Below are 11727 nucleotides of genomic sequence, written 5' to 3'. Positions count from 1 at the left end.
TAGACCTGATGAGCTGCTGATTTTTTATTACAATTAAATAAACAATAACAAGCCGAAAGGATGTCCAACCAATGAGTCTCGTAGCATTCCGAGAAGTTGTCAAAAAATACGATACGGCGCTTACTGTCAATCATCTTACCTTCAATATCGAGGCGGGCGAAGTGTTCGGATTGCTCGGCCCGAACGGTGCCGGCAAGAGCACAACCATTCATATGCTTTCAGGCTTGCTTGAGCCCAGCGGCGGGGATATATTAGTGGACGGCTTCTCGATCCGCAAACAGCCGCTGGAAGTGAAGAAGAGAATCGGTCTTGTTCCTCAGGAGTTAGCTATTTACGAAGCCTTGACAGCACGAGAGAACGTTACCTTTTTTGCTAAGCTTTATGGTCTTAGAGGACAGCTGCTGCGTGATCGGGTGGATGAAGCGCTGCGATTTGTTGGTCTGCTGGATCGGGCGAAGGATAAGCCGCTCACATTCTCAGGCGGAATGAAGCGCCGGCTTAACATTGCATGCGCCATTATGCATCGGCCGAAGCTGATCATCATGGATGAGCCTACAGTGGGCATAGACCCGCAGTCGCGTAATCATATTTTGGAGTCAGTGAGAGAATTGAATCGATTAGGATCAACTGTTATCTATACAAGTCATTATATGGAAGAGATTGAAGCCATTTGCTCAAGAATCGGTATTTTGGATCAAGGCAAGCTTATTGCCTGCGGCACGAAAGATGAGCTGAAGCGCCAATCTGGCCAAGCGGAGAAGCTTATATTCGAAATTGATCGAGCAATAGAGCCGGCTTTACTGGAAATGCAGGAGCATCCGGGCGTAAAGCATGTGGATGTGGATAAGAACGGAACGGTTTTGGAAATTACAGTGAAGGAATCATCATCTATATTGCAGGATTTATTATTTATTGTTCAGAAGCACGGAATTAATCTTCGCAAGCTGACTCGGGTGGAGCCCAATTTAGAGTCGCTGTTTTTACAAATGACCGGACGCACATTGCGTGATGAATAGGAGGGCTGACGATGCGTTTATGGTGGACGACAGCTTGTTATGAGCTGATCAAATATAGTCGAATGCGTTCCGTACTCATTATTTTGATTGCTTTGCCCTTAGTGTTGATCTTACTGCTGGGCAGCGCATTCGATACGCATATTAAGCCAGCTAAGGTGGCATTGCATGTGGCGGATCGGGGTCAAATGAGAGAGAGTATAGACTTGTTCTGGAAGGATGAGGCAATAACGCCGTATATTCATGTTCTAGTGGCAGACTCCGAGAAGGAAGTCCAGGATTGGGTGAGTGAAGGAATAGCGGATTACGGTATCTACGTTCCAGAAAGCTTCTCCGAGAAGCTGCTTGCCGGTGAAATGGCGAAATGGCATACGTTCTCGGGACGTTATGGGGAGAAAAATATGGTTGCAGAAGCAGTAGTTGACAGATATATGGCCAATGTAAATTTAAATCTGGCTGCAGTCGCAACATTTGGTCCAAATTATAAGCCTGTAAACGAGAAGAGCGGTTCAGCAATGGTGTCAGGAGAGTCATTCCTTACTATTGGAACACTTGATGCTGGCGACAACCAAGTATTCGGCAAGGCTACTTCGATGCAATATTATTCAGTCGCATATTTGATTATGTTTCTTTTATATGGCGGAATGTCAGCTGCTTTGGCGCTGCTCGATCAGAAGGAGAACGGAACACTGCAGCGACTCTATGCTATACCAGTATCATTTCGGATTTCTGTTTTCGGAATAATTGTAGGGTCAGTTCTGCTGGCAGCGCTGCAGGCAATCATTATCATTGCATTTACAGCTTCCGTTTATGGCGTTGAATGGGGCAGACATTTTGGCTGGATCATGTTGATTTGCTTACTGACAGTAGCGGCTGGTGTTGGACTCGCAATCACGATTGCATCCTTTGCAGGAACTAGTAAAACGACACAAACCTTATTTTCTATACTCATATTCACGATGACCTTTCTCAGCGGAGGGATGATTGCCGGCATAGAAAGCATGATTGGGGATGTAAGTAAATGGACGATAAATTACTGGGCGAATTCCGGTCTGCGTGCGATTATGAGCGGGAATGACTCATTAGCTATATGGAATAATATCGGTATGTTAGCATTGATCTCCATTATTCTTACTATAATCGGTATTATAAGACTGCCAAAGGTGGTGAAGCAGCATGGCTAGCTTGCATATTGCCCTTCATTTGATTCGCAGGACGATGGGCTCGCGTCGCGGACTGATTATGAATGTCTTACTACCAACGATTATTTTGTCCATTATGGCTGGACTATTCTCTAATATGCAGGACAAAAGAGCTGTGATTCTAGTAAGCAATGCAGATAAAGGCGATTTAGGCTCCTATCTAGCAGCTTCAATGACCAAAGAAAGCTTATATGACGTGAGATTGGACCCTGCTTTCTCGGAGCAGGCGTTGAAGGCGGCAGTCCTTAACGGTGAAGCGGATGCAGCGGTTTATATTTCATCCGATTTCACTTCGGCACTTCTGGCAGGTGAGCAATCGAAAGCTGTACTTTACCGGAAGAATGAACAACTATGGAATGCATCGCTGGCTACCTTGCTTATGACGGAAGCGAATAAGCTGGCATCCACTGCAGAGCTTGCGCGTTCAGCTGGGAATGGCGGTGAAATGGATGTAAGGAAGCTTCATGCATTGCTTGATGCACAAGCGATTCCGAAAGCAACTGCCGAGAATGTCGGCATGAAGCTCGGGAAAATCGTTTCTAATCCGATGATGATTGGACTTATTCTTATGTTTGTTATGCTGCTGGTCAGTCAGTCTATCGGCTTTGTCATGGAGGATCGAGAGCATCGAACGATGGCAAGAATGTTTACGGCGCCGCTCCGGGCCATAGACATAGCCTTGGGCAACTTTATCGGCAGTTTGCTCGTAGGCACCCTGCAGCTCATTATCGTTTTAAGCATGACGTTTTTCGTATTTGGTTATTCACCCGGAACATCATTCGGCTCGATGCTGCTCGTACTGGAATGCTTCTTATTCGCAGCGGTAGGGCTAGCTTCGGCAGCTGCAGGTCTTGTGAGAAATAGTGCGCATTTGTCTAATCTTAATAATATTATTATTACGCCGAGCTGTTTGATAAGCGGTTGTTTCTTCCCGCTATCCATGCTGCCTGATTTCATACAAAAGCTTGCTAACTTTACTCCGCAGAAATGGGCGATTCAAGCAATCGATCGTTTAGGCGCCGATGGTACAATTAGTGATATCAAGCTGCAGCTTTTGATTTTATTATTATTTGCAGCCGTATTGATCGCTTTCGGTTCTGCTGTATTGAAGCCTAATCAAACGCATTAATGTAATCCGTTATTCAGTAAGCATTCGATCTTGACTTTGGGAGCATTATATTATAAGTTTGTGAAAACTTAACGACATATCAATTGCGTTGACCAAGACTATGTTATTCACAACACATTTATAACAGAGAGGAAGCCCGCAGGCTGCAAGGCTTCTATAAATGATTGAATAATTCCTATCTTGCGAGCTGCAGGGTACATTGTCCAATGAACCTCTGCCGGAATTTCTATTCCGTTATTCATTGAGAGCCGTATTGCTTCCTTGCGGCTAATTGAGGGTGGTACCACGAACGCATTCGTCCCTTACGAATGCGTTCTTTTTGTTTTTTATTCGGAAATATGACGAGCAGGGAGAATGTGAAATGAGACAAAGTCAATTATTAATGCCTACACTGCGCGAGGCGCCATCTGAAGCTGAGGCGGCCAGCCATCAGCTCATGCTGCGCGCTGGTCTAATCAGACAGCTTGCTGCTGGTATTTATACGTATTTGCCGCTTGGCCGACGCGTGCTGAGGAAGCTTGAACAAATCGTGCGTGAAGAGATGGATCATGCAGGGGCGCAAGAGGTATTGATGCCCGCTATGCAGCCTGCGGAGCTATGGCAGCAATCAGGCCGTTATGAGGTATACGGGCCTGAGCTTGTACGGTTACGTGATCGTCATCAGCGAGAGTTTGCACTCGGCCCGACGCATGAAGAGGTAATTACCGCTCTCGTACGCGGAGAGGTGAGCTCCTATCGTCAGCTGCCCTTAACGCTGTACCAAATTCAAACGAAATTCCGCGATGAGAAGCGACCAAGGTACGGACTGCTGCGCGGCAGGGAATTTCTAATGAAGGATGCCTATTCCTTCGACGAGGACTGGGAGGGACTGCACCGGAGCTATATGAATATGTATGAGGCATATAATCGGATTTTCACTCGGTGCGCCCTACGTTATCGCGCCGTTGAAGCGGATAGCGGTTCGATTGGAGGCGAGGGCGGAACACATGAGTTTATGGCGCTTGCCGAGATCGGAGAGGATACCATTGCTGCATGCAGCTGCTGTGATTATGCGGCTAATCTGGAACGCGCCGAATACCGTATGGAGCAGACTGTAACCAGCAAGCAAGAGCAGGAGAAAGAGGGTCTGCAGCGATTGCATACGCCAAATATTAAGAAAATTGAGCAGTTGGTTGAAGCTTTCAGCTTAGAAGCAGATCGGTTCATAAAAACGTTGATTTATGTCGCCGATGGCAGCCCTGTTGCCGTTATGGTTAGAGGTGACCATGAGGTGAATGAAATAAAGGTCAAAAATGCCCTGTCTGCTGTCACGCTGGAACTCGCAGATCAGGATACGACGGAGCGGGTAACCAATGCTCCAACAGGATTTGCTGGACCAATAGGACTTCCAATTCCCGTTTTGGCGGATCATGCAGTCATGGCAATGGAATCGGCTATAGCCGGCGCCAATGAGCGGGACTACCATATAGGAAATGTGAAGCCTCTTGTTCATTTGACTCATGCACATACTGGTGATTATCGCAATGCTGAAGCAGGAGATCATTGCCCGCGCTGTGAGGAAGGACGTTTAACGTTTCATAGAGGAATTGAAGTTGGACATGTGTTTAAATTAGGCACTAAATACAGCGAAGCCTTGCATGCGAAATTTCTGAATGCCGCAGGTTCAGAACAGCCCCTTATAATGGGCTGCTACGGTATCGGCGTTTCGCGCTTGCTCTCTGCCGTGCTGGAACAGCATTCGGATGAGAATGGAATCGTATGGCCGAAGTCAATTGCGCCTTATCAGGTGCATATTGTACCGGTTTCTGCCAAAGATCAGGTACAAATGGATGTAGCGGCGCATATCGAGGCGCGCCTGCAAGAGGCCGGCATTGAAGCCTTGCTGGATGATCGAGACGAGCGTCCGGGTGTGAAATTCAAGGATTCCGATCTAATCGGCATTCCGATCCGCATCGTCGTAGGGAAGCATGCGGCGGATGGCAAAGTAGAACTAAAGTATAGAAATGATGCGCAAGCACTTACAATAAGCATAGATGAAGCAGTCGCCAAAGCGTGTGAAAAATAGTACATTATATGCTATGAGGCTAGCAAAATTATAAAAGTCCATTAACGCCTATATAATAATCGATGACAATAGGGCGCATGCTGTTCCGAATGGAGACAGCAGCGCCCTTTTTTTCAATTAATCATTTGAAAGCATAAAATTAGTCAATAATCCAAGTTGCCATAACATAAGATGGAGTATAAGATAAAACTAAGAACAAATTATCAGAAGATTTCGTCAACTATCCACTATTCTGAAGCAAGGGAGGGATTGCCGTGAACAAAAGCCATGAAGTCGAATATTGCAATTTGGAGCTGCGATTTGACCGGCGGCAAATCCAAAATCTCATCCGCGATCTTATTCAGGAAGGGTACTCCTTGTATTGGAGCGAGACAGAGGGGCAGTTTCTCGTGTCCATCCGAACGGGCCGCAAACTCGTCAAGCTTCAATTCCAACGCATGAAAAACCGCTACAAAATTGTCGGCGATTATATTATCAAAGACGAGAAGCTTTCGGAATTGATTGAGAAACTGATTAATGACACACGTGGACATGCGGTTGTAAAGCGCATTAAAGATCGTCAAATCGTCATTGAGAGTATTATGTTCGGTGAGATTATACGACTCGTGGAGGTGTCCGGTATGGAACATCGGATTATTTATCAGAAGAAGCCTTTCGTTACAATTGAAGATATGATTAAAGCTTTTCAATCCAAGCGAGCGGAAGAACGGGCAATCGTCCTGCGTTATGAACTTGATTATGAGCTGTCAATGCTTTTCGACGCAATGCAAGGAAGCAATGAGGAAGCGATTGCAGAATCGAAAGAACGTCTAATGGCATTACGCACGGAAATGCTACAACTGGAGCTCTGATGATAAATGGCTGTTCGTATATTCAAACATAAAACGATCTAATGCTGTGAGGAAGCCGCAGACATTGATCGTTTTTATGTTGCGATACTATGCTTGCAGAAGCGAAATTCAGCACAACGATGCATAATAGGTTTGGCTTTTCCGTGTTATATAAGGTAAACTTTTTAAAGGGGTCAATATTTCTAATGTGGAATCACGACAATTTTCCATGCAAATAGTTTTCTTATCGGTTTAAAAAGAGTAAAATGAAACTATTGTGACCCAAAATAGATGATGAAGGATGGACGAACCAGATGTCAAAACAGCAAATTGGTGTTATCGGATTAGCAGTAATGGGCAAAAATTTGGCCCTTAATATTGAGAGCAGAGGTTTTACGGTATCGGTGTTCAACCGTTCCCGCGAGAAAACGGATGATCTAATTCAAGAAGCATCCGGTAAAAATCTAGTTCCGACATATACAATTGAACAATTTGTACAATCACTTGAAGTGCCGCGCAAAATTCTAATCATGGTTCAAGCTGGAGCTGGAACAGATGCAACGATCGATTCACTCGTTCCGCATTTGACAGAAGGCGACATCATCATTGACGGCGGAAACGCATATTTCCCTGACACAGTGCGCCGCAGCAAAGACTTGGAAGCAAAGGGCTTCCGTTTCATTGGTACTGGCGTATCAGGCGGCGAAGAAGGCGCTTTGAAAGGACCTTCCATTATGCCTGGCGGTCAGAAATCCGCTTACGAGCTGGTTGAACCGATTCTGACTGCGATTTCTGCAAAAGTTGGCGACGACGCTTGCTGTACATATATCGGACCAGACGGTGCCGGTCATTATGTGAAAATGGTACATAACGGAATTGAATATGGTGACATGCAGCTTATTTGCGAAGCATATGACCTGCTCAAAAATGTACTAGATGTAAGCGTTGAGGAGCTTCATGAAATTTTCTCCGAGTGGAACAAGGGCGAGCTGGACAGCTACTTAATCGAAATCACAAGAGATATTTTCTCGAAATATGATCCAGAAACAGGCAAGCCTATGGTGGACGTCATTCTTGATTCCGCTGGTCAGAAGGGTACTGGTAAATGGACTAGCCAAAGCTCGCTTGATCTTGGCGTACCGCTCTCCATTATTACAGAATCCGTATTTACACGCTTCTTGTCTGCAATGAAGGAAGAGCGCGTTGCTGCAAGCAAAGTGCTTAGTGGTCCTGCTAAAGTTCCTTTCCAAGGCGACAGAGCAGCATTCATTGAAGCTGTGCGCAAAGCGTTGTTCGCTAGTAAAATTTGCTCATACGCACAAGGCTTCGCTCAGATGCGTGCAGCATCCGAAGAATTTAACTGGGATCTTAACTACGGCGAGATCGCGATGATTTTCCGCGGCGGCTGCATTATCCGTGCCCGCTTCCTGCAAAACATCAAAGATGCATACGACCGTGATGCAAACCTGCGCAATCTTTTGCTTGATCCGTATTTCCAAAATATCGTGGAATCATACCAAAGCGCATGGCGTGAAGTGATTTCGATTGCCGTGACGAACGGTGTGCCGGTACCTGCTTTCTCAAGCGCGATTGCTTATTTCGACAGCTACCGTACAGAACGTTTGCCTGCGAACCTTCTTCAAGCGCAGCGTGACTATTTCGGCGCTCACACTTTCAAACGCTTGGACAAAGAAGGAAGCTTCCACTTCAACTGGATTCAGTCCTAATAAATTGTCTACTCGGCGGTCTTTCCGCTGGGTGCATGATGGTATAGACCGTAAGCAGCCTGCCGCAGCCATTCGCGTAGACGATGGGCTTCTTGATCGCTGTAATGTCTGCGATGCACCAGCGACATGGCTGCTTCGGCAAAGAAATGAAAGTTTTGCATTAAACGTGGCTGTGAAAGATCCATTAAAGCTGGATCTTCGTCAGCCACCTTTTTTTTAATATACTCAAGCATCCAGACTACATCCTCACGGCAAAGAGGATGGTCGGGATGTAGAATACGATCCATTCGCTGGCGAGATTTGTAAAGAGCGGATAACTGAGGATCACCGTTCATCGCTAATGTCACTCCTATCCTTAAATAAGCATCTTTATCATCCATACGGCATATGCAGCTTTTTTATACCCTAGACTTACAAAAAAATGATATGATGTTGATGAAAAATGGTAGGGAATGAATGAAAAGGGTGAAACGGTGACGATGGAAAGGCAATATTCTAACAAATTAGTGCTAATCGGATTTATGGGAACCGGCAAATCAACTGTGAGCAAGCTGCTCTCGGAACAGCTTGGCTGGAAGCGCGTTGACGGAGATGAGGAAATTGAAAGACTCGAGAAGAAATTGATTTCTGAAATCTTTGCAAGTGACGGTGAAGCGGGCTTTCGCCTAATTGAAACGAAAGTATTGGATATGATTTTGTCTGATGAGGAGCCTGCTGTAGTTGCAACCGGTGGCGGCGCCGTATTAAGTGAAACAAACCGGCAGCTTATGCTGAGCAAGGGTTTTGTCGTCGCGTTGAAGGCAAGCCCAGAGCAAATTCTCGCCAGAGTAAATGCCGATACGGCGCGTCCTTTGCTTCAAGGCAATGCAGAAGAAAGAGTGAACGCCTTGCTGGAGCAGCGTAAAAACGTTTATGATTTCGCCCATCTTACAGTCGATACGACTGCAATGACGGCATCCGAGGTTGTTTCATCCATTATGAAACAATGGAATACAAAGCAATAAACGACGCATGAAGACGTCTTAAGACGGATGAAGCGTATATTTTAATGTAAAAGGGGATCATTCTAACTATGGACGTTTTAGTGACACCAACGCCAAGGCTTGAAGGGGAGCTTCAAGCACTCTCTTCCAAAAATTATACGACTCGCTACTTGCTGGTCGCGGCACTAGCAGAAGGCACAAGCACCATTTATTATCCTGCACACAGTGAGGATAGCGACGCGATGCGCCGTTGTATTCGCGATTTGGGTGCTATTGTAGAAGAGGATGATGAGAAAATTGTCATTACTGGCTTTGGACGTCATCCTAAGCCCGTTGAGCAGCTTGATGTAGGCAATGCAGGCGCAGTGCTGCGCTTTCTCATGGCAATTGCTGCTTTATGCCCGGATGTTACGTTTATTAACAGCTATCCGGATTCGCTAGGCAAACGTCCTCACAGCGATTTGATCGAATCTTTAACGTCAATGGGTGTAGACATTGAACATCAGGAAGGTAAGCTGCCGATTCGAATTCGCGGCGGTGCGCCTAAGGGCGGCAAAATTCAAGTATCCGGAAATATTAGTTCGCAATTTTTGAGCGCATTATTATTTTTGACGCCATTGCTTCAGGAAGACAGTGAAATTGAAGTTCTTCATGACTTGAAATCGAAGATCGTAATTGGCCAGACGCTGGAAGTGCTGGAGCAAGCGGGGATTATTATTCACGCGGATGAGGATTATATGCGTTTCCGCGTTCCAGGCGGTCAAAGCTACGCTGCCAAGACCTATAGCGTCCAAGGCGATTATCCGGGATCAGCGGCGATACTTGCTGCTGCCGCTGTAACGGAATCGGATGTTATCGTTCATCGTTTGGAGGAAAAAAGCAAACAGGGCGAGCGTGCAATCGTTGATGTTCTCCAAATGATGGAGGTTCCGCTTACGCATGAGAATGGGATCGTTCATGTTAAAGGCAATCGAAAGCTTAAAGCGGTAGAGTTCGATGGCGACCACGCGACCGATGCGGTTCTGGCTATGGTAGCTGCTGCCGTATTTGCGGAAGGTACTTCCCGTTTCTATAATGTAGAAAACTTGCGTTATAAAGAGTGTGATCGCATAACCGATTATTTGAATGAGCTGCGCAAAGCAGGCGCAAACGTGGAAGAGCGTCAAGCGGAAATTATTGTACACGGTCGTCCAGAAGGCGTCGAGGGCGGCGTTGAAATTAATGCGCACTACGATCACCGAGTTATTATGGCTTTAACTATAGTTGGGCTTCGCTCGAAGGAGCCGATTCGCATCCGCGATGCGCATCATGTCGCAAAGTCATATCCTATTTTCTTCGATCATCTATTAGCATTAGGTGCGAAGGTTGAATGGATTGAAGGTTAAACCAGGCGCTTTCCGGCTTTTGTTGGACCCATTATAAATAATGAGGTGTTAATGATGGCATTTGAGAATCCTACACGTGAGCAAATAAAGGACATTTTGCAAAACAGTATGAATATTGCGGTTGTCGGTTTATCTGATAAGCCGGATCGGGTTTCGTATATGGTCTCAGAGGCCATGCAGGCGAAAGGCTATACTATAATTCCTGTTAACCCAAATGCCGATACCATTCTGGGACAAAAAAGCTATGCTTCGCTTAAAGACATCCCCGTTCAAGTGGATATTGTTAACGTGTTCCGTAGAAGCGAATATACGCCGCCTGTAGCGGAGGAGGCCGTCGCAATCGGAGCAAAAACATTATGGCTGCAGCTGGGGATCGCAAGCGAGGAAGCGGCAGCTATAGCTGTTAGCGGCGGTCTTCAGGTTATAATGGATCGCTGTATTAAGGTGGAGGACTCTATCCTGCTTCCTGGCGGAAAACCCAAAACATAACTGTTATAAAAAAAGCGTCACTCCAACACAATAAGAAGGCTTTGAGTTCGAGTGCCTGCCTTGCTTTTCATTTCGTAAATGAAGGCAGAGCAGGCAATCGTGACTTAAGGACACATTATGATTGTAATCCAAGGAGGATACGACGTGAATCAATTGTCGCAACAACCGGGTAACTACCAAGGACAACAGAGCTTCCTGAACCAAGGCAATCAATTCGAGCCGACTGGCTTCGTACAATCGCATTATCAAGGACAGCTCAGCCAACCGACTTTCGGCAGACAAACGAACTCCATTGTTTCGAATACGCCGGGCGGTTATCAAGCGTCAAATTCTTACAGCCAAGGCGCGCAGCACTATACCCCGTCTAGCTATAACCATTTCTCGCAACCGGTAGGAACGAACAATTCATTCAATTCGCATCAACCGGTTCAAAGCTACGCCCAGTCTCCTGCTACTGCATTTGGCAGCGTTGGTCCAGTAATCGCGCATGTTGGCTATCAAGCTGGCCCAGACAACCAGCATAACTATCATCAGCCGCAAGCATCGCATTTTGGTTACGGAACACAGTATTCACAACAAGCAGGATCTGGTTATGGCGGCCAATCCCATTCGATGGGGCAAATGGGGCAATATAGCCAATCTGCTAACCAATATGGCGGTCAATCGCAATCGTATGGCCAACAAAACTATGGCGGCATGACGCCAACGCATTCGAACACATCCATCCATCCGGTATATGAGGCGACGAATGCTTATCAACAAGCTGGGCCCGTTATTTCTCAAATAGGCTGGCAAGCAAACAGCGCAGCATACTCCGGCGGAAATCGTTAACATCGTTTTTAAACATGAAGAAAAGAATCATCAACATTGGCGGGCCTTCACGGCTCGCCTTTTTATTTTGACA

The 11727-nt window shown here is 46.1% G+C and carries 12 protein-coding genes; 10 read left to right on the top strand and 2 right to left on the bottom strand.

Annotation, left to right across the window (positions count from 1 at the left end):
• Nucleotides 1–71: 71 nt before the first annotated feature.
• The 3 genes from CEF13_RS17435 to CEF13_RS17425 are packed head-to-tail and all read left to right on the top strand — an operon-like array spanning nucleotide 72 to nucleotide 3344.
• Nucleotides 72–1016, top strand: a complete 945-nt coding sequence (locus tag CEF13_RS17435; protein ID WP_102712420.1) for an ABC transporter ATP-binding protein — start codon at nucleotides 72–74, stop codon at nucleotides 1014–1016.
• A gap of 11 nt (nucleotides 1017–1027) precedes the next feature.
• Entirely contained in the window at nucleotides 1028–2197 is a 1170-nt protein-coding gene (locus CEF13_RS17430) for an ABC transporter permease (RefSeq protein WP_102712418.1), read from the top strand.
• A complete protein-coding gene (locus tag CEF13_RS17425) occupies nucleotides 2190–3344 on the top strand; it encodes an ABC transporter permease (RefSeq protein ID WP_102712416.1) in 1155 nt (384 codons plus the stop codon). The genes CEF13_RS17430 and CEF13_RS17425 overlap by 8 nt, the downstream gene beginning before the upstream one ends.
• Nucleotides 3345–3451: 107 nt before the next feature.
• Here the strand turns inward: CEF13_RS17425 and CEF13_RS29045 are convergent, their stop codons facing one another.
• Complete coding sequence (locus tag CEF13_RS29045) at nucleotides 3452–3631, bottom strand: hypothetical protein (protein ID WP_146022727.1); 180 nt, start codon at nucleotides 3629–3631, stop codon at nucleotides 3452–3454.
• 74 nt (nucleotides 3632–3705) lie between these two features.
• Between CEF13_RS29045 and CEF13_RS17420 the strand changes: the two genes are divergently transcribed.
• From CEF13_RS17420 to gndA, 3 genes are all read left to right on the top strand, one after another.
• Nucleotides 3706–5409 carry a proline--tRNA ligase gene (locus CEF13_RS17420; protein WP_102712414.1) on the top strand — a complete coding sequence of 568 codons (1704 nt, stop codon included), beginning with the start codon at nucleotides 3706–3708 and terminating at the stop codon, nucleotides 5407–5409.
• 254 nt (nucleotides 5410–5663) lie between these two features.
• A complete protein-coding gene (locus CEF13_RS17415) occupies nucleotides 5664–6260 on the top strand; it encodes a hypothetical protein (RefSeq protein WP_102712412.1) in 597 nt (198 codons plus the stop codon).
• 293 nt (nucleotides 6261–6553) lie between these two features.
• Nucleotides 6554–7966, top strand: coding sequence for an NADP-dependent phosphogluconate dehydrogenase (gndA, locus tag CEF13_RS17410; protein WP_102712410.1), 1413 nt, complete (start codon nucleotides 6554–6556; stop codon nucleotides 7964–7966).
• A gap of 8 nt (nucleotides 7967–7974) precedes the next feature.
• On the opposite strand, the gene CEF13_RS17405 is transcribed toward gndA, so the two are convergent.
• Nucleotides 7975–8346, bottom strand: coding sequence for a hypothetical protein (locus CEF13_RS17405; protein ID WP_424991948.1), 372 nt, complete (start codon nucleotides 8344–8346; stop codon nucleotides 7975–7977).
• Nucleotides 8347–8445: 99 nt separating this feature from the next.
• Between CEF13_RS17405 and CEF13_RS17400 the strand changes: the two genes are divergently transcribed.
• The 4 genes from CEF13_RS17400 (at nucleotide 8446) to CEF13_RS17385 (ending at nucleotide 11654) form a co-directional block, all read left to right on the top strand.
• Entirely contained in the window at nucleotides 8446–8970 is a 525-nt protein-coding gene (locus CEF13_RS17400) for a shikimate kinase (protein ID WP_102716427.1), read from the top strand.
• Nucleotides 8971–9038: 68 nt separating this feature from the next.
• Nucleotides 9039–10334, top strand: coding sequence for a 3-phosphoshikimate 1-carboxyvinyltransferase (gene aroA / locus CEF13_RS17395; RefSeq protein ID WP_102712406.1), 1296 nt, complete (start codon nucleotides 9039–9041; stop codon nucleotides 10332–10334).
• Between the two features lie 54 nt (nucleotides 10335–10388).
• The gene (locus CEF13_RS17390; RefSeq protein ID WP_102712404.1) at nucleotides 10389–10823 is read left to right on the top strand and encodes a CoA-binding protein; all 435 of its coding nucleotides are present in this window, start codon (nucleotides 10389–10391) and stop codon (nucleotides 10821–10823) included.
• Between the two features lie 144 nt (nucleotides 10824–10967).
• Nucleotides 10968–11654: a hypothetical protein gene (locus CEF13_RS17385; RefSeq protein WP_102712402.1), complete on the top strand. Its 687-nt coding sequence runs from the start codon at nucleotides 10968–10970 to the stop codon at nucleotides 11652–11654.
• Nucleotides 11655–11727: the final 73 nt, after the last annotated feature.

Source organism: Paenibacillus castaneae (genome assembly GCF_002884445.1).
Classification (GTDB): Bacteria; Bacillota; Bacilli; order Paenibacillales; family Paenibacillaceae; genus Pristimantibacillus; species Pristimantibacillus castaneae.
This window is presented reverse-complemented; position numbering and strand designations above follow the sequence as displayed.

What these genes read in the sequence shown, in the direction of transcription:
- CEF13_RS17435 (WP_102712420.1), top strand. Translation starts at nt 72, where the DNA reads ATGAGTCTCGTAGCATTCCGAGAAGTTGTCAAAAAATACGATACGGCG.
- CEF13_RS17430 (WP_102712418.1), top strand. Translation starts at nt 1,028, where the DNA reads ATGCGTTTATGGTGGACGACAGCTTGTTATGAGCTGATCAAATATAGT.
- CEF13_RS17425 (WP_102712416.1), top strand. Translation starts at nt 2,190, where the DNA reads ATGGCTAGCTTGCATATTGCCCTTCATTTGATTCGCAGGACGATGGGC.
- CEF13_RS17420 (WP_102712414.1), top strand. Translation starts at nt 3,706, where the DNA reads ATGAGACAAAGTCAATTATTAATGCCTACACTGCGCGAGGCGCCATCT.
- gndA (WP_102712410.1), top strand. Translation starts at nt 6,554, where the DNA reads ATGTCAAAACAGCAAATTGGTGTTATCGGATTAGCAGTAATGGGCAAA.
- CEF13_RS17405 (WP_424991948.1), bottom strand. Translation starts at nt 8,346, where the DNA reads ATGGATGATAAAGATGCTTATTTAAGGATAGGAGTGACATTAGCGATG.
- CEF13_RS17400 (WP_102716427.1), top strand. Translation starts at nt 8,446, where the DNA reads ATGGAAAGGCAATATTCTAACAAATTAGTGCTAATCGGATTTATGGGA.
- aroA (WP_102712406.1), top strand. Translation starts at nt 9,039, where the DNA reads ATGGACGTTTTAGTGACACCAACGCCAAGGCTTGAAGGGGAGCTTCAA.
- CEF13_RS17390 (WP_102712404.1), top strand. Translation starts at nt 10,389, where the DNA reads ATGGCATTTGAGAATCCTACACGTGAGCAAATAAAGGACATTTTGCAA.